The sequence below is a fragment of the Actinocorallia longicatena genome (genome assembly GCF_039534125.1).
Classification (GTDB): domain Bacteria; phylum Actinomycetota; class Actinomycetes; order Streptosporangiales; family Streptosporangiaceae; genus Actinocorallia; species Actinocorallia longicatena.
Window position 1 is genome coordinate 216,792 of sequence record NZ_BAAAUV010000004.1, and the last position, 26,096, is coordinate 242,887.

Consider the following 26,096-nt stretch of genomic DNA (forward strand, 5'->3'; position numbering starts at 1 on the left):
GTGCGTTTCTCTGGCGTGTCAGGGTGCGGCGGCGAGGGCCCGGAGCCGGGGGAGGGGTCGTTTGAGGCCCCAGGCGACGATGGTGGTGCTGTGGGGGGTGCGCCAGCGCAGGAGCGCGCCGTCGGCCAGGGTGCCGTCGAGGATCTCCGGCGGGCCGTGGAGGGGGAGGTCGCCGACGACCTTGACGGCGGTGCCGAGCAGGTCGGTCCAGAAGTAGTCGTCGAAGACGGCGGGGGCTCCGGGGTGCTGGAGGATCGCGTGGGCGGCGACCTGGCCCTGGCGGACGGCGTTGGCCCAGAAGGGGCGGCGGACGAGCCCGGTGGCGGTCCTGACGGTGACGACGTCTCCGGCGCCGTGGACGTCGGGATGGCTCGTGCGGGTGTGGGCGTCGATGACGAGCCCGCCGGCGATCTCGAGACCGGAGCCGGTGAGCCAGCCGGTGTTGGGGATGTCGCCGGCGCAGGTCACGATGAGGTCGGCGGTGCGTTCGGTGCCGTCGCCGAAGCGGACGCCGTTGACGGGGTCGCCGATGAGGGTGACGCCGCCGGGGTCGAGGAGGATCTCGACGCCGGCGGCGGTGGCGCGTTCGCTGACGTGTCCGGACAGGAACGGTCCGAGCAGGCGTCGCAGCGGCGGTTCGACGTCGATGACGGTGACCTTGACGCGTTCGCGCACGCAGGCGCTGACGACTTCCATGCCGAGGAAGCCGGCGCCGATGACGATCGCGGACTGGGCGGTGGCGAGCCGGTCCCTGAGGGTGCGGGCGTCGTCGAGGGTGCGCAGGACGTTCTCGCCGGTGCGGCCGGGTGGGGCGAGCCTGCGGGCGCTCGCGCCGGTGGCGATGACGGCCTTGTCGAAGGGGAGCGTCGCGCCGGATCCGAGCCGGAGGTGCTTGCGGTCGAGGTCGAGCCCGGCTGCTCCGTCGCGGACGATGGTGATGCCGTCGTCGGTGAGCTGGAGGCGGGTGGCGTCGCCGGGTTGCGCCCGGTCGAGGACCTGTTTGGACAGGGGCGGCCGGTTGTAGGCGGGGTGGGTCTCGTCGCCGACGATGGTCAGCGGGCCCCGGTGGCCGAGGCGCCGCAGTTCTCGTGCGGTCGTGACGCCGGCGAGGGACTCGCCGGCGATCACGATCGAGTGGTCCTCGTTCACGGCACCAGCCGTAGCGCGATGACCGGGCAGATGGCGACGGAGTCCCGGGCGGACTCCTGGAGTTCGGCCGGGATGTCCTGGCCTTCGAAGTGGTGGGTGAGGATGCCGTCGTCGTCGACGGTGAAGATCTTCGGCGCGGCGTCCTCGCAGAGGCCGTGCCCCTCACAGGCGTTGTAGTCGGCTTCGATTCTCATCTTGGGTTGCTCCGTGAGGGTGGGGGTCACATGTACCAGCCGCCGTTGACACCGATGATCTGGCCGGTGATGAATCCGGCCTTGTCGGTGCACAGGAAGGCGCAGGCGGCGGCGACGTCGTCGGCGGTCCCGATCCGGCGGACGGGGGTCATGGTGGCGAGGGCGTCGACGCCGGGGAAGTCTCCGGACTCCTCGGCCTGCCGTGCCATGGGGGTGTCGATGATCGACGGGGGGATCGTGTTGACGGTGATCCCGAGGGGGGCCAGGTCGTAGGACAGGGCCTTGGTGAGGGAGATGACGCCGCCCTTGGAGGCCACGTAGTGGGCCATGTTCGGGGCGCCGGACTGGGCGCTGGAGGAGGAGATGGTGACGATCCGGCCCCATCCGGCGGCGGTCATGTCGGCGATGACGGGCTGGACGCAGTTGAAGGTGCCGGTGAGGTTGACGGCGATGACGCGGTCCCAGGTCTCGGGCGGCAGCTTGGTGACCTCGTCGAAGGACTCGATTCCGGCGCTGGTGACCATGATCTGGATGGAGCCGAACTCGGCGCGGACGGCGTCGAGGGCGCGGCCGATGGCGTCGCGGTCGGTGACGTCGACCTCGGCGGAGAAGGCCTTGAAGCCCTCGGCCCGCAGCCGTTCGGCGGCCTTGGCCGCCTCTTCGCCCTGGCGGTCGAGGAGGGCTACGGGGTGTCCCTGCTCGGCGAGGTGGCGGGCGCAGGCCAGCCCGATCCCCGACGCTCCGCCGGTGATGACGGCGGCTCTGTCCTCGGGTGCGCCTTCGATGGTGCTCATGGGTGGTTCTCCTGTGGTTCCGGCTCAGCCGATCGGGGTGTATTCGAGGTGCAGGATGTTGTGCCCGCGCAGGATGAAGGTGGGCTCGTAGGTCCAGCGGCGCGCGTCGGCGGGGCCGTGCTCGGTCTCGGAGATGCGGATGTCGCCCATCCGGTCGAGCATGCGCTCCAGGCTGACCCTGGCCTCGACGCGGGCGAGGGGTGCTCCGGGGCAGGAGTGGGCGCCGCGTCCGAAGGCGATGTGCTCGCGGACGTTGGGGCGCTCCAGGCGGAACTCGGCGGGGCACTCGAAGCGGCCGGGGTCGCGGTTGGCGGCGCCGAGCAGGACCATCACGGAGCTGCCGACGGGCACCTCGACGCCGCCGACGGTGGTCGTCCTGCGGGCGAGCCGGAAGTCGGCCTTGACGGGGCTCTCCAGCCGGAGGGTCTCCTCGATGAAGGTCGGGATGAGTTCGCGCTGGTCGCGGAGTTTCTGCTGGAGCTCGGGGTTCTCGGCGAGGATGTGGAGCGCGGAGGTGAGCAGCCGGGCGGTGGTGTCCTGGCCGGCGGCGAACAGGAACGTGGCGATGTGGACGACCTCGGCGACCTCGGGCAGGGTGCCGTCGGGGAAGGTGCCGGTGGCCAGTGAGGTGAGGACGTCGCCGCGGGGTTCACGTCGCCGTTCGGCGAGCCAGGTGGAGAAGTTCTCGCCGAGGAACTCCAGCGGGTTGCCGACGAAGGGCTCGTCGAGCGGGCCGGGCTGCTGGGCGCCGAGCTTGATCTGGAACTCGCGGTGGTACTCCTCCGGCACGCCCAGCAGGTCGGCGATGGTGAGCAGCGCGAACGGCTTGGCGTACTCGGCCATGATCTCGACCTTGCCGGTGGCGTGGAACCGGTCGATGTGGCTGTCGGCGAGCCGCCACATGAACTCCTCGTTCTCCTTGAGGCGGCGCGGAGTGAAGAGGCGTTTGAGCAGCTCACGGTGGGCGGTGTGCTGGGGCTGATCCATCGTGACGAGGTGCTCGTACATGGGGAACTGGTCGCGGTGGGTCTCGATGAGGTCGCTGATGTCGTCGCCCTCGGGCACGAACGGAAGATCGATCATGGGACCGACGGGAGCGTTGCAGTTGGAGAACACCGAGGACTCGCGGAGGACCTCGGTGACCTCGTCGTACCCGGTCACCGCCAGCGCGCCGTGGTGGGGCTCCCGCTGCACGGGGCACTGGGCCCGGAGCGACTCGTAGTACGGGTAGGGGTCGTTGACCAGCGTCTGGTCGGTGAAGAAGTCGATTTCCCTGAAGTCGGACATAGACGAGAGAACATCTTACGTATCTTCGTTCTGTCAATATCTTGACGATACGAAAGCACCAACCATAGATTGTCGTTTCCTCTTCGAGGGTGAGGTTCTCAATGCTCGGTAAGGCTGTTCTCGCACCCGCCGGTACCTTGATCGCCATCTCCCTGGAGGGCTTCCGCAAGAGCTGGGACGTGCGCCGATGGTGGGGCGAGTACGTCGAGCAGTGCTGGTTCATCGCCCGGGTCACGACCCTCCCGGTGATGCTCATCGCCCTGCCCCTCGGCGGCACCATCGCCCTCCAGGTCGGGCAGATCGTCCGGCAGATCGGCGCCGAGTCCGGCACCGGCGCCACGGTCGTCCAGGCACTGGTCACCCAGGTCGCCCCCATGGCCGCAGCCTTGCTGATCTCCGGCGCCGGTGGCTCGGCGATCACGTCCGACATCGGATCGCGGCGCATCCGCGACGAGCTGGACGCGATGGAGGTGCTCGGCATCAACCCCGTCCACCGGCTCGTGACGCCCCGGCTCTGGGCCGCCAGCACCGTCGGCGTCATGCTCTGCTCGCTGATCATCCTGGCGGGCATCGCCGGCGGCTTCTTCTTCAACGTGGTCCGCGAGGGCGTGACACCCGGTTCCTACTTCGGTGACGCCACCGCGCTCCTCCAGCTCTCCGACCTGATCGCGACCCTGTTCAAGGCCTGGATCTTCGGCTTCATCGCCGCGGCCGTGGCCTGCTGGAAGGGCATGACCTGCCCCTACGGGCCGAGCGGCGTGGGACGCGCGGTCAACCAGGCCGCGGTCATCGCCGCGCTGCTCGTCTTCGCGGCCAACTACGTGATCTCCACCCTGGCCTACTCGCTCTTCCCCCCGAGGATCTGATGAGCCTGATCATCCCTTATCGCGTCGCCGGCGCCGTCCGCCGAGCCCGGCCCCGGGGCCTGCCGGGCGCGGTCGAGTTCTGCGTCTTCTGCGGCATGGTGCTCCACCACCTGGTCACCGACATCCTGCGCGGCCGGTACCTGAAGACCGTCCTGCGCCAGGTCAGCGACATCATCGCCGGAGTCGGCGCCGTCGTGCTCGGCCTCGGCATGGTGACCGTCGTCTTCTTCATGTCGTTCTTCACCGGCACCACCGTCGGGCTCCAGGCGATCCCGGGGCTCCAGCGCCTCGGCGTGGAGTCCCTCGCCGGGATCATCGCCAGCTACGCCAACGTCCGCGAGGTCACCCCGATCATCGCCGGGGTCGCCCTGATCTTCCAGCTCGGCGCGTCGTTCACCGCGGAGCTCGGGGCGATGCGGATCTCCGAGGAGATCGACGCGCTGGAGGTCATGGGCATCAACTCCCTGGCCTACCTCGTGTGCACCCGGCTCGCGGCGGCGCTGGGCGCGCTGATCCCGCTGTACCTGCTCGCGTTGTTCGCGAGCTTCTTCGCCACCCGGCTGATCTCGGTGGGGTTCTTCGGCATCTCGCCGGGGATCTACGACTACTACTTCAACCTCTATCTGCCGCCCATAGACATCTTCTACAGCGTGATCAAAGTAGTGATCTTCACGATGATCATCGTGATCATCCACTGCTACCGCGGCTACAACGCCAAGGGCGGGCCCGTCGGCGTCGGCCTGGCCACCGGCCAGGCGATCCGCGAGTCCATGGTCGCGATCATCATGGTCAACCTCCTGCTGTCCTTCGTCTTCTGGGGCAACGGGGGAACGGTGAGCCTGACCGGATGAGAACCCAGGACCTCACCCCGCGCTCCCGCCTGCGCTTCGGCCTGATCGGAGCGGCCGGACTGACCGGATGCCTCGTGGCCTCCCTGCTGGCGGTCCGCGACACCCACCCCGGGTCGAGCCACGTCCTGGCCGTCTTCGGCCGGGCCGGTGAAGGGCTCGACACCCACTCCGACGTCAAGATCCACGGCGTCCGGGTGGGGGCGGTCTCGGCCGTCACCCTCACCGCCGACGGCAGGGCCCTGGTCACCCTCCGCCTGGACAAGGGCGTCCGCGCCCCGCTGACGGCCGAGGCCGCCGTGATGCCGCTGTCGGTGTTCGGGCCGAAGTACGTCGAGCTGCGGCCCGGCACCGGCGAGACCACCGGCCCCTACCTGGCCGACGGCGCGACCATCGGAAAGACCCACGACCCCGAGGAGCTCACCGATGTCGGCGCGCCCGCCATCCACCTGCTCGACGCGGTGGACCCCAAGGACCTCGGCACCATCATGAGCGCGCTGGGCGCGGGCTTCTCCGGCAGGGGAGAGGAGATCGGCGGCCTCGTCGACGACTCCGCCGCGCTCCTCGGCCTCGCCGACCGCCGCCGCGACACCATCGAGGAGATCATCGGCGACGGCGGCGCCGTCGCCGGGACGCTGGCGGGCAACGCCGATGAGGTCGGCCGGATCGCCGGGGACCTCGACGTGATCCTCCCCGCGATCACCGGGGACCCCCGCCGCTTCGGCGAACTGCTGGACGGGCTGGACCGCTCCGCCCGCACCCTCGACTCCATCCTGCGGGCCGATCCCGAAGCGCCCGGCCGCATCATCGACGCCGCCGCGCCCGCCACCGCGGTCGCCTACCGCTACCGCTCCTACTTCCCCGACCTGATCAGCAGCGGCGCGCTCATCCTGACCCAGCTGTCCGGCGTCGCCCGGGTGCCGGGCCCCCACGGGACGCTCCTGGCCCGCGTGACCGCCCACATCAGCCAGACCAAGGCCATCTGCGACGTCCTCGTCGGAGCGTGCGGGCCCATCCCGCCCGCCATCCCCAACAAGCCCAAGGCAGGCGGGAAGAAGAAATGAGGCCGACACTCCGCCCCCGCCGCTCCGGCGGACGCACCCGGGGCCCCAGCGGCAAGTCCGCCCGCCGCTTCCTCGCCTTCGCCATCGTCACCACCCTCCTGACCCTCGCCATGGGATACCGGATCGCGGGCAGCGACTTCGGCCCGTCCCTGAAGATCCGCGCCACCTTCGACGACGTCAACGGCCTGCGCGCCGACGACAAGGTCAAGATCGCAGGCAGTCCCGTCGGCCGGGTCTCCTCCATCAAGGTCGTCGACGGACGCGCCCTGGTCACCCTGAGCATCCGCAGCTCGCTGCGCATCCCCGTCGACTCGGCCGCCGTCATCCGCTGGCGCGACGTCGTCGGCGCCCGCGTGGTCTACATCGAGCCCGGCACCAGCCCGGTCATGGCGGAGAGCGGCCAGTCCCTGAGCCGCACCCGCTCGGCCGCCGACCTCGGCAACCTCATCAACGACCTCGGGCCCATGCTCGGCGGGATCGACCCCGACGACGTCAACAAGATCCTCAAGGCGTTCTCCGTCGCGCTCGACGGCAACGCGGGCAAGACCAACGACATCATCACCAACATGTCGGCGATGCTGAAGCTCCTCGGCTCCCGCAGCGACACGATCAAGCAGATGATCGGCGACTACAAGACCGTCACCGACGCCCTCGCGGCCAGGGACCGGCAGATCGCCCAGACCATCGACAACCTCACCGAGCTCACCTCGGCCTTCGCCGACGACCGCAAGGCCCTCGACACCGCGACCGTCCGGCTCGCCGACCTCTCGGGCAACCTCGACAAGGTCCTCGGCGGCAAGTCGGCGGAACTCGGCAGAGCCCTCGAAGGCACCGCCGGCCTCATGGAGGTCGCCCACCGCAACGTCGGCTCCATCGACAAGATCATCAAGGGGCTGCCGACGGCGCTCCAGGCCCTGCTCTCGATGACCAACGGCGGCAACTTCCTGCGGGCCAACGCCCTGTGCATCAACGTCGTCTACAGCGAGAAGTGCCCGTTCCCGATGAACCTGCCGCCCCCGCCCGCCCAGGGCGACAACCGGACGACGCCCGCGATCACCCCCGCCGAGGCCCGGCTCACCCCCGACCAGCAGCAGGTCTTCGTGGCGATGGTCGGCCTGCTCTCCCTCGGAGGCCACTGATGAAGGCATGGCTGAGAAGGTCCTTCCGCGACCGGGACCCCGCGAGCGTCGCCCTGGTCGTGATCCCTCTCGTCGCGGTGCTGCTCATCGGCACCTACATCTACGGCGGGCTCGGCCTCGGCAAGGGCGGCTACACCGTCCAGGGCGTGTTCAGCGCCACCGGCGGCCTCCGCAAGGGCAGCGAGGTCCAGCTCGCGGGCGTCAAGGTCGGCAACGTCACCGCGGTCGCCCCCGACTTCGGCAACGGCAACGTCGTCATCACCTGGCGGGTCGACTCCGGCATCAAGCTCGGCAGCGGCACCCGCGCCGACATCCGGCTGTCGAACCTCCTCGGCGGCCAGTACGTCAAGCTGTCCGGACCGGTCACCGCGCCCTACCTCAAATCGCTGCCCGAAGCGCGCCGCCGGATCCCCCTCGACCGCACCAGCGTCCCCTACACGCTGAACAACGCGCTCGGCAACGCCTCCGACCTCGTCGGCGGCCTCGACACCGAGTCCATGGACAAGCTGCTCGACGAGGCGACCAAGGTCAAGCTGCCCACGCAGAAGGAACTCGCGTCCATGCTGGCCGACCTCGACAAGGTCAGCACGATGCTCAACGACTCCTTCCCCCAGGTCGCCGCCATCATCGCCAACAGCGAGAAGCTCACCGGCACCCTGGCCTCCAAGGACCAGCAGCTCGCCCAGCTCCTCGACTACGGCGGCACCCTGCTCAAGCAGCTCGCCCGCCGCCGCGACGACCTCGCAGGAGCACTCGGCGACGGCAGCAGGGTCGTCAAGAGCCTCGACGACGCCCTCAGCCGGCACCAGGGGCAGCTCAACACCATCCTCAACGACTTCCACCTGGCCTCCCTCACCCTCAGCGGCGGCAACCTGCCCTCCCTGAACGTCGCCATGGCCTGGTTCGGGCCCGCCTTCTACGCCCTCAGCACCTCCGGCAGCCGCGAAGGCCGCTGGCTCGAAGCCGGATTCGTCGGGTTCGGACCGATCCAGCCGGGCGTCGTCGGACCCCAGCCCAACTTCACCCCCGACAACTACCCCCTCGTCCCGACAGGACCCAACTCGTGACGCCCACCCCGCGCGGCCTGTCCGCGGTCGCGGCCGCCGCCGCGGCCGTCCTCACCCTGTCCTCCTGCTCGGTCCTGCCCGGCATGTCCGGCGGATCCACCTACAAGGTCACCGCCTTCTTCACCAAGGCCGTCTCCTTCTACCCCGGCTCACGCGTCCAGGTCATGGGCGTCAACGTCGGCAGGGTCGAGTCCGTCGTCACCGAGAACGGGCAGGTCCGCGTCGTCGCCTCGATCGAGTCGCGCGTCCCGCTGCCCGACAAGGTCACCGCCGCCATCATGCCGCTCAGCCTCATCGGCGAACGGACCCTGACCTTCAGCCCCGCCTGGCGGCCCGGGGAACCCCGGCTCGCGAAGAACGCCGTGCTCCCCGCGGAACGCACCCGCGTGCCCGTTGAGGTCAACGAGGCCCTCACCTCCTTCGGCAGGCTCCTCGACAGCTTCGACCCCGCCAAGGTCAACGGCCTGATCGGCAAGGCCGCCACCTCACTCAACGGCAACGGCACCGCCTTCAACCAGGCCTTCGAGCAGACCGCCCGGCTCGTCACCCAGCTGTCGGGCCAGGACGAGAAGCTGCTGGCCGTCGCCGGGAACCTGAACCGGCTCGCCGGAGCCGTCAAGGGCCGCGAGAAGGTCCTCGGCTCCCTCATCGACGACTTCTCCACCGCCACCACGATGCTCGCCGGCGAACGCAAGAACATCCAGACCCTCATCACCGCCGTCGCCGACCTCGCCCGCCGCGGCAACGTGATCATCGACACCTACGACGAGAAGCTCCCCGACGACCTGGTGCGGATGGCGCAGGTCGCCCTGTCCCTCAAGGTCAACGCCAAGAGCCTCGGCAAGCTCCTCAACGCCATCCCCGGCCTCAGCTACCAGTTCGTCAACGCCTACGACCCCAAGAAACACGCGATCAACTCCAGGATCACCCTCGACCACTTCGTGCGGTCCTACCTGGCGGCGATCCTCAAGGAACCGCGCATCAACTCCAAGGTTCCCTGCCCCCTCCCGCCCCCCTACTCCAACTGCGAATAGGAGCCGCACCGTGAGATCGCTACTCATGACGATCGCCCTGTGCGCGGCGCTCGCCGGATGCTCGCTGCAGACCCTGCACGCGCCCAAGGGCGACGTCACCGTCGTCGCCGACTTCTCCGACGTCCAGAACCTCCTCGCCGGGCACAGCGTGAAGATCGCCGACGTCACCGTGGGCTCCGTCACCGGGATCGAGCTCGTCGGCAACGGCGGCGACTACCGCTCCCGCGTCACCATGTCGATCAAGAAGAGGCTGCCGGCCGGGACGACCGCCGAGGTCACCGTGACCTCCCTGCTCGGCGAGAACTACGTCCGGCTCGCCCCGCCCGCCGGGGTCTCGCTCGAACAGGGACCCTTCCTCGCCAACGGCGCCACGATCGCCGCCACGAGCGTCAGCCCCGGATTCGAGGACATCGTCGGCAAGTCCGCGCCCCTCATCGACGCCCTCGCCCGCGGCGACGTCCCCGGGCTCGTCCAGGCCGGAAGCATCGCCTTCGCCGCCCGCGGCCCCGAGCTCAAGACGCTCATCGCCAACGCCGGCACCCTGCTGAAGACCTTCGGCGAGCACCGCCGCGAACTCGAGAGCGCCGTCGACGACCTCGCCGCCCTCGGCAAGAAGCTCGCCCAGCACGACGACGCCCTCAACCGGCTCCCCGACCGCCTCCAGCAGACCACCGCGGTCCTCGCCGGAGACCGCAAGAGGATCCTCGACGCCGTCCACTCCCTGTCCTCCCTCGCCGAGTCCGTGAACGACTCCGTCCTGGTCGGCCACACCCGCAAGCTCCGCACCATGATCGAGCAGATCGGGCCGACCTTCGCGGTCCTGGCCGCCGACAAGACCAAGCTCGCCAACCTGATCGCGGGCGTCCAGGAGCTGGTCGAGCGCATGCCCAGGCAGGTCTACAACGGCCAGATGCTCACCTACCCGATCGTCCAGTTCGACGGCGACACCTACCGCGGCGAGGACCCCAAGCCCGGCGACCAGCGCTCGCCCGCCACACTCGCCGACCTCGTCCGGATGCTGGGGCCCCGACCATGACCCGCCGCGTGATCCTCAACCTCGTCGTCTTCGCCGTGCTCGGGCTCGTCCTGACCACCTGGGCCATCCGCAACGTCCTGCACTTCGACCCGCTGTCCAAGCCCTACGTGATCACCGCCGAGTTCGCCTCCTCGCCCGGCCTCCAGCCCAACTTCGACGTCACCTACCTCGGCGTCGCCGTCGGCACCATCAAGTCCGTCCGCCTCGACGGCCCCAAGGTCGTCGTCGGACTGTCCATCGACAAGGGCACCCGGATCCCCGGAAGCGTCCACGCCATGGCCGGACCCAAGTCCGCCATCGGCGAGCCGTTCATCGACCTCGAGCCGCCCGCCGGTCAGGCAGGAGCGGAACCCCTCCGGCCCGGCGCCACCATCCCGCTCGACCGCACCGCCGTCGCCCAGTCCTACGGCGACCTGTTCGCCTCGGTCAACAAGGCGATCAACGGCCTCGACCCCGGCAATCTCCGGATCGTCACCCGCGAGCTCGCCCTCGGCCTCGACGGCCGCGGCGACTCCCTCCGCCAGACCGTCGACGGAGCCTCCCGCCTCACCCGCACCTTCGCCTCGGACACCTCCACCCTCGACGACCTGATCGGCAACGTCGCCACCCTGACCGGCGTCCTGTCCGACCACCGCGGCTCCCTCGGCACCGGCATCACCGGCACCGCGCAGCTCACCGGCGCCCTCGCCGAGATCGACGACTCCCTGCGCTCGCTCCGCGACACCGGCCCCGGCCTGCTCGCCAAGACCGCCTCCCTGCTCAACCGCTCCGACCCCGCCCTGCGCTGCCTGCTCGGCACCCTCGGCGACTCCCTGCCCACCCTCCTGTCGCCCAAGAACGTCGCCGACCTCGACGTCGGGCTGCGCTGGGCACCCCAGCTCGCCCCCGCCATGGCCGGCGTCATCACCTTCGTCAACGGCGACCCCAACCTCAACCTGACCATCACCCTCACCCCGGGCCCGGTCAAGGGGACCAAGGAGTTCAAGACCCCCCTGCTCCTGCCCACCATCCCCGCCTACGCGACCTGCCCCGGAATCTCCACCCCCGGGCACAAATCCCCGCCGATCACCACCCCGGCCGGCAAGAACACCCCCGTCACGACACAGGCGCCGGTCACGACCACGCCGTCCGCGGTCCCCATCACCCAGAGCTCGGACGGCGGAGACGACGGCCCCGACACCCGGCTGATCTACCTCCCACCCCTCGTCGCCGCCCTGATCCTGCTCAGGGTCGCGATGAACAGCTTCGGCCCCATCGCCCGACGGCGCGACCGCAAGAGGAGCAGAAGATGAACGTCTCAGCCCCCGACAAGGCCCCCGACAAGGTCTTCACCCGGCGCACCCCCGGGCGCTTCGTCACCAGCACCAAGGTGCTGAAGGCCCACACCTGGAACGCCCCCAGGCCCGCCGAGCCCGAGACACCGCCGCCCGCCCCCCGCTCCCGCCTGCGCAGGGCACTCGGCCTGATCCCCTCGATCCTGCTCGTCGCCGTCAGCGTCGCCTGCGCGCTCCTGTGGCGCCACGACGCCCGACTGTCGGACGCCGCACAGCAGCGCCAGGAACTCTCCGACAGCGCCGGAAAGGTCGCCGGCGTGTTCTTCAACTGGGACTACCAGCACATGGACCAGTCCTTCGCCGCCAAGTACCCGCTGCTGACCGACGCCGCCGCGGACGCCATCCGGCCCACCGCCGCCACCCTCACCACCTACTTCACCGACAAGAAGGTCAGCTCGACCGCCAGCATCACCGGCGTCTACCCCGGCACCATCAAGGGCTCCGACGCCAACGTCATGGTCATCATCAACACCCGGGTGACCACCGACAAGACCGTCCAGGCCAACACCGGCGCCACCGTCGTCCTCAGCATGAAGCGCATCAAGGGCCGCTGGCTCGCCGGGAACATCACCCTGCTCAGCTCCGGGGTCGAGGCCACCACCGACAAGAACGGCAAGCCCGTCGCCGGCCAGGGATCCCAGCTGCCCGGAACCGTCCCCACCACCCCGGCCCCCACCACGGCGCCCTGATCCGATGGCCGTCCTGCAGATCGAAGCGGCCGGCGAACGGCTCCGCTACCGGGTCCCGGCGGACGTCGCGACGATCCTCAGGGCCGACCTCCTCACGCTCACCGGTGAGATCGTCGCGGAGATCAGGCGGCGGATCCCCGAGTTCGAGGAGCCGTGCCCCGGCCGCGACGCCCACCTCGCCACCGCCGTCGAGCACGCCGTGACCCGCTTCGTCGACCAGCTCACCGGAGTGGAGGTCGCCGGCGAACCGCGCGCCTACCGCGCACTGGGGGAGTGGGAGCAGCGAGCGGGCCGCGACCTGCGCGCCCTGGTCGCCGCCTACCGGCTGGGAGCCCGCCTCGTCTGGCGCCGTCTCACCGAGATCGGGCTCCAGCACGGCATCACCAGCAGGGCCATGTGGAGGCTCGGCGAGGAACTGTTCACCCACATCGACGAGGCCGCCGACCAGTCGGGGATCGGCCACGCCGACGCGGCGTCCAGAACCGCCGACGACGACCTGCGGCCGCACCGCCGCAGGCTCCTGCACCTGCTCGCCGAGCGCACCGACCACACCCACGAAGGACTCCGCGCCCTCGCCGACCCCGCCCACTGGCGGATCCCCGCGAACGTCGCCTGCGTGACGCTCGAGCCCGGCTGGCCGCGCGCTCCCGGAATCTCCCCCGCGGTCACCTCCGACGTCCTCATGGACCTCGACCGCCCCGACCCCTGCCTCATCGTCCCCGACCCCGAGGGCCCCGGCCGGCCGGAGATGCTCGAACTGGCGCTCAAGGGAGCGGTCGGCGCCGTCGGGCCCACCGTCGCCGCCGCCGACGCCGCCCTGTCGCTCCGGCTGTCCCGCAGGCTCCTGAACCTGATGCGCGACGGCGTCGTCGCACCGTCCGGGCTGGTCCGCTGCATCGACCACCTGCCGGTCCTGCTGCTCCACGGCGACGAGGAGTCCGTCGCGGTGCTGCGCGCCCGGCTCTACGAACCGCTGGCCGACCTCACCGAGACCCAGCGCCGCAGGCTCTGCGAGACCCTCCTGGTCTGGCTCACCACCGGCGGCGGCGCGAACGAGGTCGGCAACCGTCTCGGCGTCCACGCCCAGACGGTCCGCTACCGGCTACGACGCCTGGAGGAACTGTTCGGCGAACGGCTCCAGGACCCGGCCTGGCGGGTCAGCATGGCACTCACCCTGTTCCGTGACCAGCATCGCAGCGCGGGGACGGCCAAGGCGATGCGTTAGAATGCGAAGATCCAATGACTGTGACAGCAGCCGTACTGCCATCGCCCCGTGGCGGTCTCTTGAGGGGTTGGGACGATGCGGACACACGGGTGGCGAGGCGACCCGCCGGCAGACGACATCGAAGCGCGCGATCGCATCATAGACGCGCTGGTCCGCTGCGTGGAGCGTTTCGGCCCACGCAAGACCAGCCTCACCGACGTCGCGGAGGACCTCGGCGTCACCCGGGCCACGATCTACCGGTACTACCGCAACATCGAGGACCTGAGAATGGCCGCGATGGTCGTGGCCGCCACAGACTTCCAGGCCCGGATCATCGAACGCGTCACGCCCCTGGCCGACCCGGCCGAGATCATGGTCGAGGTGATGGCCTACGCCGTCGAGAGCCTCACCGCCGAACAGCAGGCCGGCTTCCTCGGCACCCTCGGGCTGTCCGGGACGCTCGGCCACGACGTGCTGTCGCCGAGCGTGCGGGCGGGCACCAAGAACTTCCTGCTCGCCCTGCCCGTCGACTGGCCCCGCCTCGGCTACGACGACGAAGGCATGGACGGCCTCGTCGAGTTCATCCTCCGGCTCATCAGCTCCTACATCGCCGTCCCCGAAAGAGACCGCCCCGACTCCCGCAGGTTCCTGCGCCGCTGGGTCGTGCCCGGCCTCGTGGCCGCCGCGCCCGACCCTGCCCCGACCCGCTGAACCCCTGCTCACAAACGGTTCAGCTCGTTCAGGACCGTCCGCAGCAGCTCGGGGCTGTGCCGCGCGACGGCCTCCTGCTCGCGCGACTCCGCGATGAGCCCGTCGGCCACGAGCTCGCCCGCCAGCAGCCGGACGACATGGAACGGCAGTTCCAGATCCGAGGCCAGATCCGCCAGCGTCACCGGCACCGCGCACAACTCCAGCATCCGCCGCTGCTCGCGCGAGTGAAGCTGGACCCGTCCCGGGACCCGTCCCGTGGCCACCAGGATGGTGATCAGGTCGAGGCGGGTCCCCTGGGCGCCCTGGGAGCCGGCCCGGCCCCGGATGAGCGCGTAGGGCCGGACGGTCGGCCCCGCGTCACTACCGACCCAGCGCTCTCTCGGCTCGTCCACGCCCGCTTCACCCAGGACCCATGCCCGTGCTCGCGGAATCCCGTGGAGCGACGCCCAGATGACCCTGCAGGCGTTTGACGAGCACGGCCGTCTCGTAGGCGACACCGCCGGCGTTCGGACCGCTCTCCGACAGCACCGCCAGGCACGTGCTCGGACCCGCCGGGATCACGAAGTACAGCATCCGGTCGATCTCGATGATGGCCTGCTTCAGATGGTCACCGCCGAAATGGTTCCGGGCCCCGTGCGCCAGGCTGAAGATCCCCGACGACATGGCGGCCAGCACGTCGGCGTCGGCCCGGGCGACGTTGGAGGAGGCGCTCACGACCAGGCCGTCCTGCGACAGCAGGATCAGCTTCTTGATCGCGTCGACCCGGGAGACCAGATCGTCCAGAAGCCAGCCGATCTCGGTGGCGGTGGAACTGCGGTTCATGGGTTACCTCGATCTTCCAGCGGTCGGACTTCCTCATTGCGGCCCAGGTCCCAGCCCTGCTGGAGTGAGGACAGCAGATCACGGCTCGCGTCCGGATCCGGCGCGGTGAAGGCGGGGGAGGAGCCGCCCGCCGGCGGCCCGGGTTCCAGCAGCGCCGGAGCGAGGTTCTCCCGCCGGCGCCTGCGCGGCAGCCCGCCGGACTCGGTGCCCCGCTGCTCCACCGGCGCGGGCCCGGCCACCGCGGCGGGCGGCGGAACGGCCGCGACCGGAGACGGCGGGCCGGCGTGCCGGCCGGGCCTCGGCGGCTCCGCTGGCGGCAGCGGCGGCCTGCCGGGGCCCTGCAGCACCTCCTCCGGCAGCACCAGCCGCGACGGGACCAGCACGACCGCCACCGTCCCACCGTAGGACGAGCGCTGCAGGCGCACCCGGATGTCGTGCCGCGACGCCAGCCGCGCCACCACGAACAGGCCGAGCCGGTCGGTGTCGGCCAGATCGAAGTCGGGCGGCGTCTCCAGCCTCCGGTTGATCGCCGCCATCTGCTCGTCCGGGACGCCGATCCCGCGATCAATCACCTCGATGACCAGGCCGTTGGCGACGGCGTCGAGCTTGACCTCGACCGCGGTCGTCGGCGGCGAGAACATCGCCGCGTTCTCCACCAGCTCCGCGAGCAGGTGGATGACGTCACCGACCGCCTCGGCGGCCACCGCGACCGGCGCCGTGACCGACAGCTCGACCCGCTCGTAGTCCTCGATCTCGGCGAGCGCCGCCCGCACGATGTCCTCGGCCGCCACCGGACGGTCCCACACCCGCACGGTCGGAGCACCGGTGAGGATCACCAGGCCCTCCGCGTGGCGGCGCATGCGGGTCGTCAGATGGTCGAGCCGGAACAGCTCCTCCAGCTCCTCCGGGCTCTGCACCCGGCGCTCCATGGAGTCCAGCAGCTTCAGCTGCCGCATCAGCAGACCCTGGTTGCGCCACGAGAGATTGACGAACACCTGATTGATGGCGCCGCGCAGCCGCGACTCGGCGACCGCGAGGTCCACCGCGGTGCGCTGCACGTCGGCGAAGGACTCACCGACCTCCTGGATCTCCCGGGTCCGGCCGCCGGGCAGCCGCGGCGCCTCGGCGGCGACGTCGACCGTGTCGCCCCGGCGCAGCCTGAGCACGACGTCCGGCAGCCGGTTCCTGGCCAGCTCCCGCGCCGCGCCGCGCAGCGCCCGCAGCTCACGGGTGATGCCCCGGGCGAAGCGGACCACCAGCGCCACCGACAGCATGACCAGCAGGAAGCCGACCCCGCCCAGAAGGTAGACCCGCAGTTCGTTGTTCCGGGCGGTCGCGGCGGCGTCGCGGTCGGCGCCGGTGCTCACCCGGTTGCCCTGGACGAGCCAGAGCGGGGAGACCGCCGCGGCGGCGGCCCGGAACTCGCCGATGGACGCGGCGTCGCCGCTCCCGTCGGCGATCCGCTGCTCGGCCCGGGCGTAACGGTCGTAGGCGGGGGACTGCGTGAACTCCGCGACCACGACGCCGGCGAGGCCGTCGACCCGGTTCCCGGCCAGCAGATAGAGGTTCTGCCGCGCCCCGGACAGGGCGGCGAACCCCGCGGTGTAGCGCGCGGGGAGCTTGCCCTTGGGAGCCGCGGCCGCGAGGTAGGCGACCTCGCGCTCCACCACGTCGCGCGACCACGACCAGGTGATCAGCGTCTGGATCGTCTGGTAGCGGCGGACCTCGGCGCCCCTGCGCAGCTGCGCGATGGCCTGGAACATCCGGTCGGAGAGCGCGTCGTAGCCGCGCAGCGCGGCGACCCGGTCGGAGGTGCCCGGTGCCACCTGCTCCCGGATGGCCCCCAGGTCGGAGAGGCTGTCGACGAAGCTCGCGAGGTCCGAGGCACCCCCGGCGGCCTCATGGTGCTTGCGCGTGTAGTCGGCGACCGAGGCGCGCAGCGCGTCGATCACGGCGTCGGTCTTGGCCGTCTCACCCCGGAAAGCGCGCAGCGTCGCCGGTCCCGGATCGCCCAGCGCGCTGCCCGCGACGGTCCGCTCGCTCGAGAGCTGGAACGTCATCATGCCCATGGGCGTGGTGAGCAGCTTGTAGTCGGCGTTGTAACTGCGGTTCTCCAGGGCCGTCCGCAGGCTCGTCCCCGCGACGAACGCCCACAGGATGATCAGTGACGCCAGGGGGATCGTCAGCATCGGGGCCACGCGCCACGAGATCGGCCTGCTCGCCGGGTGCCTCGTCCTTCTCATTGACCGCTCTCCCGTAACGTGCGTCACACCTTCGTGTCAGACGCTAGTGCCAGAGCCGCATCCGGGCTACGTTGAAAGGTTTCTTTACTGGCGTTGACCACGATGTCGCCAGATTCCGGAAGATACTCCGACACCTGTTGTTTTTCCAGCAGGTGTCGGGCAGATTAACCTGGGTGAGTGCCGCCGCAACTCTCCGACCGCCGCGTCCAGCGCACCCGCTCGGCCCTCGAGAGCGCCCTGCTGGAGCTCCTCGGTGACCATGACCTCGCCCAGATCACCGTCCGGGACCTCACCGCGCGGGCCGAGGTCAACCGCTCGACGTTCTACGAGCACTACCGGAGCGTCGGCGACCTGGCGGCGAGTGCCTGCGCCGCCCTGTTCGACGAGCTCATCGCCGCGGCCCCGCACGTCGGCGGGACCCCGGGCGCGACCGACCAGGTCCTCGGCACGGGAGCCCTGGCCGACGTGTTCGCCCACGTCGCCGCGAACGCGCGCCTGTACGGCGCGATCCTCGGCGAAGGGGGCAGCGCCGAGGTGATCAACCATGTGCACCGGCGGCTGGCGGTCGCCGTCCACGCCAACCTGCGAGGGGCGCCCGGCGACCGTTCGCGTGACCCCCTCGACGTGCCCGACGACCCCCTGTCGGTGGTGCTGGCGGGGGCGCTCCTCGGGGCGATCCTGGACTGGCTGCGCCGCGGCTGCCCCGGCACCGCCGCCGAGGCGAGCGCCGCCCTCTGGCCGATCCTGTACGGAGCGGCCGCGGCGGTGCTCGGGTGAGTCGGGCATGAGGGCCTCAGAAGGTGATCGGAAGCTTGGCGTAGCCGCGGACCGTGCTGGTGTGCAGGCGCACGGCGTTGTCGTGGTCGACCTCCCAATCCGGGAAGCGCGCCAGCGCCTCCTCCAGGGCGACCCTGCCCTCCAGCCGGGCCAGCGAGGCGCCGAGGCAGAAGTGGACGCCGCGGCCCAGCGAGACGTGCCCGTCGAAGCGGCGGGTGACGTCGTAGCGGTCGCCGTCGGGGTACTTGCGGTCGTCGCGGCCCGCCGAACCCGTGAGGAGCAGCACCTTCGAGCCCTCGGGAATCGTGGTCCCGTGCAGCGTCACCTCCTTCTTGAGATGACGGCCCTGCACCGGCGACGGGGCCTCGAAGCGCAGCGTCTCCTCGACCGCGTTGCCCAGCATCGACGCGTCGGCGGCCAGCGCCGCCCGCTGGTCGGGATGGGCGGCCAGCAGCGCGCCCGCCCAGCCCAGCAGCCGCGCGACGGTCTCGGTCCCCGCGCCGACGAGCAGGCCGGTGAAGTCCGCGGCCTCCTTCGTCGTCAGCTTCCGGGTGCCGTCCTCGACGCCGATCTCGGCCTCGGTCAGGGCGGTCATCAGGTCGTCGCGGGGGGTCCTGCGCCGCAGCTCGATCTGCTCGGTCCAGTACTCGTGCAGCTTGATCTGCGCACCGAAGGCGATGTCGTTGATCATCCCCTGGTCCTCGTCCAGGTGGAAGGTCAGGTCGATCAGCTCGCGCACCTCCTCCCGGTCCGCAGGGTCCACCCCGATCAGTTCCGAGATGACCATCGACGGCAGCAGCGCCCCGAAGTCCTGGACGAAGTCGAAGCCGCCCGAGCCGACCAGCGGGTCGAGCAGCTCGGTGCAGATCTTGCGGATGTGCTCCTCCATCGCCCCGATCCGGCGCGGGGTGAACCCGCGCGAGACCAGGACGCGCATCATCGTGTGCGCCGGCGGGTCCATGAAGATGATGTGCCCGGTCTTCATCGGCTCCGGGCTCATCAGCTCCAGCACGGTGCCGTGGGCGGAGCTGTAGGTGCCCTGCTCCACATGGGCCGTGTCGACGTCGGCATGCCGGGACAGGGCGTAGAAGCCGTACCGCTCGTTGAAGTAGACGGGACTCTCGTCGCGCATGCGGCGCCAGACCGGATGCGGATCGACGTCGATCTGCTTGTCATAGGGGTCCCAGTACAACTCGGCCACTTCGGACGACCTTCCATCGGCGGTGGGTGCTGAGAATAATCATAGTCAAGAATGGTAATGAAGTTCGATAGGTGCGAGAATCTGATTCTTCCGCCGTCGGAGGGCGGAGCACGCCCTCCCTCACACCCCTCAGAGGAACACGATGAACGTTCCGAACAACGAACGCGTGGCCGTCGTCTCCGGCGCGGGGACGGGCATCGGCCGTGCGATCGCCGTCAAGTTCGCCGCCCTCGGCTGGCGCGTCGCCGTCGGCGGCCGCCGCCTCGATCCCCTCAAGGAGACCGCCGCCCTCATCACCGAGGCCGGCGGGACGCCCTTCGCCCACGTCCTCGACGTCACCGACCCCGTCTCGGTCGAGGAGTTCTTCGCGGCCACCGAGAAGGAGCTCGGCCCCGTCTCCGTCGTCATCAACAACGCCGGCCTCGCCACCAGCGGCCCGCTGGAGACCATGACGCCCGAGGAAGTGGCCGCCGAGGTCGCCACCAAGCTCACCGGCTCGCTGTACATGAGCCGCCAGGCCGTCCAGGCGATGCGCCGCGAAGGCGCGGGAGGCGACCTGCTGTTCATCACCTCCACCTCGGCGGTCTCGCCCTGGCCGCACCACGTGGCCTACGCCGCGGCCAGCGCCGGGGCCGAGCAGGCCGCCCGCAGCCTGCGGCTGGAGCTCGAGGGCACCGGCATCCGCGTCAACATCGTGCGCTGCGGCAACACCAAGGACACCGATTTCGCCACCCGCGAGCTCGGCACCGAGCAGATGATGGAGTCCAGCCGGCTGTGGTTCCGGCAGGCACTCGTCCGCCACGCGGGCCTGCTCGTGCCCGACGAGGTGGCCGACGCCGTCGTCACCGCGGTCACCCTGCCCCCGGGCGTCCAGTACGAGACCCTCGTCGTGGCCCCGTCCGCACCCCCGGAGGATCTCCCGGTGGACTTCGAGAAGTTCATCGAGAGCATGATCCTTCGCCACATGCCGTCCTAGGGGAGCGGAAATTCCTGTGAACGTTGAAGAGGTCGACGTCCTGGTCATCGGGGCGGGCGTCACCGGCATCTACCAGCTGTACCGGGCCCGCGAGGCGGGCTTCTCCGCCCGGCTGCTCGAGGCCGGGACCGGCGTCGGCGGCACCTGGTACTGGAACCGCTACCCCGAGGCGCGCTTCGACTCCGAGAGCTACACCTACGGCTACCTGTTCTCCCGCGAGCTGTGGGAGGAGTGGCGGTGGTCGGAGCGGTTCGCCGGCCAGCCCGAGATCGAGCGCTACTTCAACCACGTCGTGGACCGGTTCGACCTGCGGCGCCACATGGTCTTCGGCGCCCGCGTCACCGCGGCCGTCTTCGACGAGGCCGCCGGGAGCTGGACCGTCCGCACCGAGGACGGCACCGAGCACCGCGCGCGGTACGTCGTCGCCGCGACCGGCATCCTGTCGGTGCCCTTCATCCCCGACATCGAGGGCCGGGAGGACTTCCGCGGCGAGCAGCTCCACACCGGGCTCTGGCCGAAGACGCCCGTCGACTTCACCGGCCGGAAGGTCGCCCAGATCGGCACCGGCTCCAGCGGCGTGCAGATCGTCCCCGCGATCGCCGACCAGGTGGCCTCGCTGACGGTCTACCAGAAGGTGGCCGACTGGTGCACCCCGCTGAACAACGCCCCCATCACCGAGGAGGAGCAGGCCGAGCTCCAGGCCGGTTACGAGGAGATCCGCGACCGGCTCACCACCTCGGTCACCGGCTTCCTGCACCGCGTCAACCGGCGGACGGGTGAGGAGGACACCCCCGAGCAGCGGCGGGAGTTCTACGAGAGGCTCTGGAACAGCCCCGGCTTCACCAAGCTGACCGAGCACTACAGCGACCTGACCTCCAACCCGCTCATCAACGCCGAGTGGTGCGCGTTCATGGCGAACAAGATCCGGAGCATCGTCACCGACCCGGAGACCGCCGAACGGCTCATCCCCAAGGACCACGGCTACGGGGGCAGGCGCCCACCGTTCATCACGGGCTACTTCGAGGCCTACAACAAGCCGGGCGTCCGGCTGGTGTCCCTGCCGGAGACGCCGATCGTCCGCATCACCGAGACGGGCGTCGAGACGACCGAGGGCGTGATCGAGGCCGACACCATCATCTGGGCTACCGGCTACGACTTCGGGACCGGGGCGCTGAACCGCCTGGGCGTCCGCGGCAGGGGCGGCCTCCCGCTGGAGGAGCACTGGGCCGAGGGCCCGCGCACCTACCTCGGTGTCGCCGCGGCCGGATTCCCGAACTTCTTCTTCCCCGGCGGCCCGCACGGAGCCCTCGGCAACAACCCGCGGTACTCCGGAGACCAGGTCGACCTGGTCATCGACGTGCTCGTCCAGGCACGGGAGCGCGGCGCCGTGGCCGAGATCGACCCCGCCGCCGAGCAGAAGTGGACCGACCTGATGAACGACAGCGACTCGCTGTCGATCTTCCTGCGGAGCAGCTACTTCTACGGCGCGAACATCCCCGGCAAGAAGGTGTCGCAGCTGCTCAACCCCACCGGGCGGCGGAACCTCCAGAAGAAGATCGCGGAGGCCGCCGCCACCGGCTACGCGGACTTCTTCCGCGCGGTGCCCTGAGGCCGGTCCGTGGACACGGCCGGGAGCGGGTCAGGACAGGAAGGTCGCGTGCCTGTGATGGAACAGCCACGCGCCCTCGTGCGGGCGGAGCGTGTCGTCGTACCTGCCGACGAGGCGCACCGCCCAGCCGTCGCGGCCCAGCCGGAAGAAGGCCAGGTCGCTGACGGCGCTCGCTTCTTCGGCCGTCCAGCGGGTGACGACGGTGTTGGTCACCAGATGGAGCTGGGGGCGGGTGACCCTGAAGCCCGCGTAGGCCGCGCGGATCTCCGCGCGGCCGGTGAAGACGCCCTGGCCGTCGATCACCGTGACGCCGTCGGGGGTGAACAGCGTGGCCACCGCGTCGGGCAGGCCCGCGTCCAGGGCGCGGGCGTAGGCCGCGACCGCGTCCTGGACTCCCGCGGCGACCCGGGCCGCGAGCAGGGGATCGTCCATCGGCGCCGCGCTCATGCGAGGTAGCTGGTCGTGCGGCGCGCGATCTTCCACGCGCCGTCCCGGAACCGGAAGGAGTCGTCGTAGCGGGCGACGAGCCGCACCGCCCACTCCGACCCGGAGTGCTGGAGGAAGACCACGTCGCTCGCCGCGCTCGCCTCGTCCCCCGACAGGGAGGTGACCACGGTGTTGGACACCAGGTGCTTCTGCGGCCGCGCCGGAGCCCACGACAGGAAGGCGTCGCGGAGCGCCTCATGGCCCTCGACCGGCGGGAGGCCGGGGATCTCGAGGACTCCGTCCGGGGTGTAGAGCGCGACGACGTCGGCGCTGCGGCCGTCGTCCTGGGCCTGGGCGTGCGCGCCCAGGACGGCGCGGATGCCCGCGGCCGCCAGGGCCGGGGCGGAATGGTCCTGAACTGCTTCGCTCACGTAACCTCCAAGAATCGACTGATCGGTCTATTCATTCATCGTAAGGCTAGGGAAACAAGGAGAACAGACCATGACGAAGCGCTGGACGCGGCGTCCGCCCGGATCGACCTGGGGCGACTGGGGCGAGGACGACGAGCTGGGCCGCATCAACCTGCTCACCCCCGAGAAGGTCCTCCAGGGGGTCCGTGAGGTCGAGCACGGCATCACCTTCAGCCTGAGCCTGCCGCTCGACTATCCCGGCGGCAGCGCGCTCAACCAGCGGCGCTACCCGCCGATCATGCGCCCGACCGAGGATCTGCAGTACAAGCCGGACGTCTTCTACAACGTCGTCGCCCGTGAGGCCATCGCGCCGTCCCTGATCGACGTGTGGTCCGACGACATGGTGACGCTCTGGCTCCAGTACTCGACCCAGTGGGACTCCCTCGCCCACCAGGGAGCCGAGTTCGACGTCCACGGCGACGGGACCGCCGAGCCGGTCTACTACAACGGCTACCGGGCCGGCACCGACATCATCGGCCCCCGTGAGGACGCCAAGGGGGACGGCAGCGGCAGCCTCAGCCACGCCGCGCACCTCGGCCTCGAGCACATGGCCGCCCACGGCGTCCAGGGCCGCGGCGTCCTGGTCGACCTGGCCCACCACCTGGGCACCGAGTGGCAGCCGGTCGGCCTGCGGACCCTGAAGGAGATCATGGACGCCGACGGGGTGGTCGTCGAGCCCGGCGACATGCTCCTGCTGCACACCGGCTTCGCCACCCAGGTCCTGGCCTGGGAGAAGAACCCCGACCCCAAGGCCATCCACGCCACGGCCGCCTACCTCGACGGCAAGGACCCCGACCTGCTGGAGTGGATCACCGACTCGAAGATCTCGGCACTGGTCGCCGACAACTACGCCGTCGAGGGCCTCGTCCCCGACCGGAACCGGGAACCGCACACCCTCCTGCCGATCCACCACCTCTGCCTGTTCAAGCTGGGCGTCCCGCTCGGCGAGCTGTGGTACCTGCACGAGCTGGCGGCCTGGCTCCGCGAGCACCGCCGCAGCCGCTTCCTGCTGACCGCGCCCCCGCTGCGGCTGCCCGGCGCCCAGGGCAGCCCGCTCACCCCGGTCGCCACCGTCTGACGGCCGCCCCGGCTGACCGGCCCGCCGGTCAGCCGGGCATGTGCCCCAGGAACACGCGCGACCAGGCCATCAGGTCCTCGGGGACGAAGTAGCCCTTCTCGTCGTTGATGGCGTCCCAGTGCCCCGCCACGTCCTCGATCGAGGCGGGCCCGTCCTGGTGCAGGTAGCCCTCGGTCGAGGCGATGAAGAGCCGCGCGAACCGGCCCGCGCCCGCGGTGTAGATCTCACCGCTGACCGGGCAGTCCTCGTGCGCGAGATAGGCGGCCATCGGCGCGACGGCCTGCGACGGCATCGCGGAGTCGTCCGCGGCGCCGCCCGCCATCCGGGTCATCGCCGCCGGAGCGATCAGGTTGATCTTGATTCCGTGCGGGGCCCCCGCCAGTCTCGCGCTGCGGGCCAGCCCGATCAGGCCCGCCTTCGCCGAGGCGTACGACAGGTTGGCGGGCAGGCCGAGCAGCCCGCTGGAGGTCGTCAGCACGATCCGGCCGTACCCCTGCTCGACGAAATAGGGCCAGGCGGCCCGCACCGTGGTGAAGGAGCCGAGGAGATGGACGGCCAGATGCCGCTGCAGATCGTCGGGGGAGACCTCGGGAAGCGCGCCGTACCTGATGATCCCGGCGTTGCAGACCAGGGCGTCGATCCGGCCGAAGCGCTCGATCGCCGTCCCGATGATGGCCTCGCCGCCCTCCTGGGTCGAGACGTCGTGGCCGTCGGCCGTGGCCTCGCCGCCGAGGGCGAGGATCTCCGCGACGACCGCCGAGGCGGGTCCGGAGTCGGCGCCCTCGCCTCCCATCGACCCGCCCAGGTCGTTCACCACGACCTTCGCGCCCCGCTCGGCCAGCAGCAGCGCGTACGCGCGGCCGATGCCGCGGCCGCCGCCGGTCACGACCGCCACCCGTCCCTCGAAGCCGTAGCGGTTCATCGGTGACCTCCGGTCAGGGCTCGGGCGATGACGTTGCGCTGGATCTCGTTGGTCCCCTCACCGATCTCCAGGATCTTGGCGTCGGCGTAGAAGCGGGAGATCTCCGACTCCCTGATGTAACCGTAGCCGCCATGGATCTGCAGGCTGTGGGAGGCGGCACGGTTGGCGACCTCCGAGGCGTAGAGCTTGGCCATCGCCGCCTCCGTCGCGAACGGCCGTCCCCGGTCGGCCAGCCAGGCCGCCCGGTAGACCAGGGCGCGTGCCGCCTCGTACTCGGTGGCCATGTCGGCGATCTTGTGGGAGACGCCCTGGAAGGCCGTGAGCGGGCGGCCGAACTGCCACCGCGCCCCGGCGTGCTCGACCGCCAGCCGCAGCGCGGTCTTGGCCAGCGACATCGCCAGCGCCGCGACGCTGATGCGGCCCCGGTCCAGCACTGCCAGGAACTGGCGGAGCCCGTCGCCCTCCACCCCGATCAGATGGTCCTCGGGGACCCGGCAGTCGGTGAAGACCAGCTCACGGGTGTCGAGGGCGTGCCAGCCGAGCTTCTCGAGCCGACGGCCCTTGGCGTAGCCCTCGGCGCCGTCGGGGACGAAGAACGTGCCGTACCGCCTGGCCCCGCCCTCGGTGGTGCCGGTGACGGCCAGGAGCGTGACGCCCAGGCTCATGTCGGTGCCGGCATTGCTGATGAACATCTTGGTGCCGTTGATCAGCCAGCCGTCGCGGGAGCGCTCGGCGCGGGTGGCGATGCCCGCGGCGTCCGATCCCGCGCCCGGCTCGGTCAGCCCGAACGCGCCGATCTTCTCCCCGGTCGCCAGCGGCCGCAGCCACCGCTGCTTCTGCTCTTCGGTGCCGAACGCGGCCAGCGGCAGGCTCGCGATGGTGGAGTGGGCGTTCCACGCGGCGGCCACGGACTGGTCGGCCGCGCCGAGTTCCTCCATCACCGCCACGTAGGCGACCATCCCGGCGTCGGTCCCGCCGTACTCCTCGGGCACGAGCATTCCCATCAGCTCGAGCCCCGCCAGCCGCCGGAACAGCTCGCAGGGGAAGTACCCCTCCTCCGACCAGCGCGCCGCATGCGGCGTGATCTCCTTGGCGGCGAAGTCGCGGCACATGTCCTGCAGATCGACGATCTCCGCCGGAAGGTCGAGGTCCATCG

Annotated in this window: 27 protein-coding genes; 15 read left to right on the top strand and 12 right to left on the bottom strand. The window is 70.6% G+C overall.

Annotated features, from left to right (window positions below; translation table 11 throughout):
* Positions 1-18: 18 nt before the first annotated feature.
* Genes ABD785_RS09310 through ABD785_RS09325 form a run of 4 tightly spaced genes read right to left on the bottom strand, consistent with a single transcriptional unit; the run spans position 19 to position 3,424 of the window.
* A complete protein-coding gene (locus tag ABD785_RS09310) occupies positions 19-1,149 on the bottom strand; it encodes an NAD(P)/FAD-dependent oxidoreductase (RefSeq protein WP_344824751.1) in 1,131 nt (376 codons plus the stop codon).
* Complete coding sequence (locus ABD785_RS09315; protein ID WP_344824754.1) at positions 1,146-1,343, bottom strand: ferredoxin; 198 nt, start codon at positions 1,341-1,343, stop codon at positions 1,146-1,148. The genes ABD785_RS09310 and ABD785_RS09315 overlap by 4 nt, the downstream gene beginning before the upstream one ends.
* Before the next feature lie 26 nt (positions 1,344-1,369).
* Entirely contained in the window at positions 1,370-2,137 is a 768-nt protein-coding gene (locus ABD785_RS09320; protein WP_344824757.1) for an SDR family NAD(P)-dependent oxidoreductase, read from the bottom strand.
* Between the two features lie 24 nt (positions 2,138-2,161).
* Positions 2,162-3,424: a cytochrome P450 gene (locus ABD785_RS09325; RefSeq protein ID WP_344824760.1), complete on the bottom strand. Its 1,263-nt coding sequence runs from the start codon at positions 3,422-3,424 to the stop codon at positions 2,162-2,164.
* Positions 3,425-3,525: 101 nt separating this feature from the next.
* On the opposite strand from ABD785_RS09325, the gene ABD785_RS09330 reads away from it, so the two are divergent.
* The 11 genes from ABD785_RS09330 (at position 3,526) to ABD785_RS09380 (ending at position 14,416) form a co-directional block, all read left to right on the top strand.
* Positions 3,526-4,290 carry an MlaE family ABC transporter permease gene (locus ABD785_RS09330; protein WP_344824763.1) on the top strand — a complete coding sequence of 255 codons (765 nt, stop codon included), beginning with the start codon at positions 3,526-3,528 and terminating at the stop codon, positions 4,288-4,290.
* Positions 4,290-5,141 (top strand): ABC transporter permease, encoded by an 852-nt coding sequence (locus tag ABD785_RS09335; protein ID WP_344824766.1) that lies wholly within the window; start codon positions 4,290-4,292, stop codon positions 5,139-5,141. Before ABD785_RS09330 ends, ABD785_RS09335 begins: the two co-directional genes overlap by 1 nt.
* A complete protein-coding gene (locus ABD785_RS09340) occupies positions 5,138-6,202 on the top strand; it encodes an MlaD family protein (RefSeq protein ID WP_344824769.1) in 1,065 nt (354 codons plus the stop codon). Before ABD785_RS09335 ends, ABD785_RS09340 begins: the two co-directional genes overlap by 4 nt.
* Positions 6,199-7,341 (top strand): MCE family protein, encoded by a 1,143-nt coding sequence (locus ABD785_RS09345; protein ID WP_344824772.1) that lies wholly within the window; start codon positions 6,199-6,201, stop codon positions 7,339-7,341. The genes ABD785_RS09340 and ABD785_RS09345 overlap by 4 nt, the downstream gene beginning before the upstream one ends.
* Positions 7,341-8,408: an MCE family protein gene (locus tag ABD785_RS09350; RefSeq protein WP_344824775.1), complete on the top strand. Its 1,068-nt coding sequence runs from the start codon at positions 7,341-7,343 to the stop codon at positions 8,406-8,408. The genes ABD785_RS09345 and ABD785_RS09350 overlap by 1 nt, the downstream gene beginning before the upstream one ends.
* Complete coding sequence (locus tag ABD785_RS09355) at positions 8,405-9,442, top strand: MCE family protein (RefSeq protein WP_344824778.1); 1,038 nt, start codon at positions 8,405-8,407, stop codon at positions 9,440-9,442. Before ABD785_RS09350 ends, ABD785_RS09355 begins: the two co-directional genes overlap by 4 nt.
* Before the next feature lie 10 nt (positions 9,443-9,452).
* A complete protein-coding gene (locus tag ABD785_RS09360; protein WP_344824781.1) occupies positions 9,453-10,478 on the top strand; it encodes an MCE family protein in 1,026 nt (341 codons plus the stop codon).
* The gene (locus tag ABD785_RS09365; protein WP_344824784.1) at positions 10,475-11,770 is read left to right on the top strand and encodes an MCE family protein; all 1,296 of its coding nucleotides are present in this window, start codon (positions 10,475-10,477) and stop codon (positions 11,768-11,770) included. Before ABD785_RS09360 ends, ABD785_RS09365 begins: the two co-directional genes overlap by 4 nt.
* On the top strand, positions 11,767-12,501 hold the full coding sequence (locus tag ABD785_RS09370) for a hypothetical protein (RefSeq protein ID WP_344824787.1): 735 nt from the start codon (positions 11,767-11,769) through the stop codon (positions 12,499-12,501). Before ABD785_RS09365 ends, ABD785_RS09370 begins: the two co-directional genes overlap by 4 nt.
* A 4-nt stretch (positions 12,502-12,505) precedes the next feature.
* Positions 12,506-13,726 (top strand): PucR-like N-terminal domain-containing protein, encoded by a 1,221-nt coding sequence (locus tag ABD785_RS09375; protein ID WP_344824789.1) that lies wholly within the window; start codon positions 12,506-12,508, stop codon positions 13,724-13,726.
* 75 nt (positions 13,727-13,801) lie between these two features.
* A complete protein-coding gene (locus ABD785_RS09380; protein WP_344824792.1) occupies positions 13,802-14,416 on the top strand; it encodes a TetR/AcrR family transcriptional regulator in 615 nt (204 codons plus the stop codon).
* Between the two features lie 8 nt (positions 14,417-14,424).
* Here ABD785_RS09380 and ABD785_RS09385 read toward each other — a convergent pair whose 3' ends face one another.
* The 3 genes from ABD785_RS09385 to ABD785_RS09395 are packed head-to-tail and all read right to left on the bottom strand — an operon-like array spanning position 14,425 to position 17,481.
* Positions 14,425-14,808, bottom strand: a complete 384-nt coding sequence (locus ABD785_RS09385; RefSeq protein ID WP_344824795.1) for a DUF742 domain-containing protein — start codon at positions 14,806-14,808, stop codon at positions 14,425-14,427.
* A 7-nt stretch (positions 14,809-14,815) separates the two neighbouring features.
* Complete coding sequence (locus ABD785_RS09390; RefSeq protein WP_344824798.1) at positions 14,816-15,238, bottom strand: roadblock/LC7 domain-containing protein; 423 nt, start codon at positions 15,236-15,238, stop codon at positions 14,816-14,818.
* Positions 15,235-17,481 carry a sensor histidine kinase gene (locus ABD785_RS09395; protein WP_344824801.1) on the bottom strand — a complete coding sequence of 749 codons (2,247 nt, stop codon included), beginning with the start codon at positions 17,479-17,481 and terminating at the stop codon, positions 15,235-15,237. Before ABD785_RS09395 ends, ABD785_RS09390 begins: the two co-directional genes overlap by 4 nt.
* A gap of 177 nt (positions 17,482-17,658) precedes the next feature.
* On the opposite strand from ABD785_RS09395, the gene ABD785_RS09400 reads away from it, so the two are divergent.
* Entirely contained in the window at positions 17,659-18,258 is a 600-nt protein-coding gene (locus tag ABD785_RS09400; RefSeq protein ID WP_344824803.1) for a TetR/AcrR family transcriptional regulator, read from the top strand.
* A 16-nt stretch (positions 18,259-18,274) separates the two neighbouring features.
* On the opposite strand, the gene ABD785_RS09405 is transcribed toward ABD785_RS09400, so the two are convergent.
* The gene (locus ABD785_RS09405) at positions 18,275-19,459 is read right to left on the bottom strand and encodes a cytochrome P450 (protein ID WP_344824806.1); all 1,185 of its coding nucleotides are present in this window, start codon (positions 19,457-19,459) and stop codon (positions 18,275-18,277) included.
* A 142-nt stretch (positions 19,460-19,601) separates the two neighbouring features.
* Here ABD785_RS09405 and ABD785_RS09410 point away from each other — a divergent pair, with 142 nt between their 5' ends.
* Both ABD785_RS09410 and ABD785_RS09415 read left to right on the top strand, forming a co-directional pair.
* Complete coding sequence (locus ABD785_RS09410) at positions 19,602-20,435, top strand: SDR family oxidoreductase (protein ID WP_344824809.1); 834 nt, start codon at positions 19,602-19,604, stop codon at positions 20,433-20,435.
* 16 nt (positions 20,436-20,451) lie between these two features.
* On the top strand, positions 20,452-22,044 hold the full coding sequence (locus tag ABD785_RS09415; protein ID WP_344824812.1) for a flavin-containing monooxygenase: 1,593 nt from the start codon (positions 20,452-20,454) through the stop codon (positions 22,042-22,044).
* A 30-nt stretch (positions 22,045-22,074) separates the two neighbouring features.
* On the opposite strand, the gene ABD785_RS09420 is transcribed toward ABD785_RS09415, so the two are convergent.
* On the bottom strand, positions 22,075-22,491 hold the full coding sequence (locus ABD785_RS09420; RefSeq protein ID WP_344824815.1) for a nuclear transport factor 2 family protein: 417 nt from the start codon (positions 22,489-22,491) through the stop codon (positions 22,075-22,077).
* Positions 22,488-22,901, bottom strand: a complete 414-nt coding sequence (locus tag ABD785_RS09425; RefSeq protein ID WP_344824818.1) for a nuclear transport factor 2 family protein — start codon at positions 22,899-22,901, stop codon at positions 22,488-22,490. The genes ABD785_RS09420 and ABD785_RS09425 overlap by 4 nt, the downstream gene beginning before the upstream one ends.
* Positions 22,902-22,971: 70 nt before the next feature.
* Here ABD785_RS09425 and ABD785_RS09430 point away from each other — a divergent pair, with 70 nt between their 5' ends.
* Positions 22,972-24,018: a cyclase family protein gene (locus ABD785_RS09430; protein ID WP_344824820.1), complete on the top strand. Its 1,047-nt coding sequence runs from the start codon at positions 22,972-22,974 to the stop codon at positions 24,016-24,018.
* A 28-nt stretch (positions 24,019-24,046) separates the two neighbouring features.
* Here the strand turns inward: ABD785_RS09430 and ABD785_RS09435 are convergent, their stop codons facing one another.
* Complete coding sequence (locus ABD785_RS09435; protein ID WP_344824822.1) at positions 24,047-24,940, bottom strand: SDR family NAD(P)-dependent oxidoreductase; 894 nt, start codon at positions 24,938-24,940, stop codon at positions 24,047-24,049.
* Positions 24,937-26,094 carry an acyl-CoA dehydrogenase family protein gene (locus tag ABD785_RS09440; RefSeq protein ID WP_344824824.1) on the bottom strand — a complete coding sequence of 386 codons (1,158 nt, stop codon included), beginning with the start codon at positions 26,092-26,094 and terminating at the stop codon, positions 24,937-24,939. The genes ABD785_RS09435 and ABD785_RS09440 overlap by 4 nt, the downstream gene beginning before the upstream one ends.
* Positions 26,095-26,096 lie beyond the last annotated feature (2 nt).

Coding starts and splice junctions, on each gene's coding strand:
- ABD785_RS09315 (WP_344824754.1), bottom strand. CDS start 1,343: ATGAGAATCGAAGCCGACTACAACGCCTGTGAGGGGCACGGCCTCTGC.
- ABD785_RS09320 (WP_344824757.1), bottom strand. CDS start 2,137: ATGAGCACCATCGAAGGCGCACCCGAGGACAGAGCCGCCGTCATCACC.
- ABD785_RS09325 (WP_344824760.1), bottom strand. CDS start 3,424: ATGTCCGACTTCAGGGAAATCGACTTCTTCACCGACCAGACGCTGGTC.
- ABD785_RS09330 (WP_344824763.1), top strand. CDS start 3,526: ATGCTCGGTAAGGCTGTTCTCGCACCCGCCGGTACCTTGATCGCCATC.
- ABD785_RS09335 (WP_344824766.1), top strand. CDS start 4,290: ATGAGCCTGATCATCCCTTATCGCGTCGCCGGCGCCGTCCGCCGAGCC.
- ABD785_RS09340 (WP_344824769.1), top strand. CDS start 5,138: ATGAGAACCCAGGACCTCACCCCGCGCTCCCGCCTGCGCTTCGGCCTG.
- ABD785_RS09345 (WP_344824772.1), top strand. CDS start 6,199: ATGAGGCCGACACTCCGCCCCCGCCGCTCCGGCGGACGCACCCGGGGC.
- ABD785_RS09350 (WP_344824775.1), top strand. CDS start 7,341: ATGAAGGCATGGCTGAGAAGGTCCTTCCGCGACCGGGACCCCGCGAGC.
- ABD785_RS09365 (WP_344824784.1), top strand. CDS start 10,475: ATGACCCGCCGCGTGATCCTCAACCTCGTCGTCTTCGCCGTGCTCGGG.
- ABD785_RS09370 (WP_344824787.1), top strand. CDS start 11,767: ATGAACGTCTCAGCCCCCGACAAGGCCCCCGACAAGGTCTTCACCCGG.
- ABD785_RS09375 (WP_344824789.1), top strand. CDS start 12,506: ATGGCCGTCCTGCAGATCGAAGCGGCCGGCGAACGGCTCCGCTACCGG.
- ABD785_RS09380 (WP_344824792.1), top strand. CDS start 13,802: ATGCGGACACACGGGTGGCGAGGCGACCCGCCGGCAGACGACATCGAA.
- ABD785_RS09390 (WP_344824798.1), bottom strand. CDS start 15,238: ATGAACCGCAGTTCCACCGCCACCGAGATCGGCTGGCTTCTGGACGAT.
- ABD785_RS09395 (WP_344824801.1), bottom strand. CDS start 17,481: ATGAGAAGGACGAGGCACCCGGCGAGCAGGCCGATCTCGTGGCGCGTG.
- ABD785_RS09410 (WP_344824809.1), top strand. CDS start 19,602: ATGAACGTTCCGAACAACGAACGCGTGGCCGTCGTCTCCGGCGCGGGG.
- ABD785_RS09420 (WP_344824815.1), bottom strand. CDS start 22,491: ATGAGCGCGGCGCCGATGGACGATCCCCTGCTCGCGGCCCGGGTCGCC.
- ABD785_RS09430 (WP_344824820.1), top strand. CDS start 22,972: ATGACGAAGCGCTGGACGCGGCGTCCGCCCGGATCGACCTGGGGCGAC.
- ABD785_RS09435 (WP_344824822.1), bottom strand. CDS start 24,940: ATGAACCGCTACGGCTTCGAGGGACGGGTGGCGGTCGTGACCGGCGGC.
- ABD785_RS09440 (WP_344824824.1), bottom strand. CDS start 26,094: ATGGACCTCGACCTTCCGGCGGAGATCGTCGATCTGCAGGACATGTGC.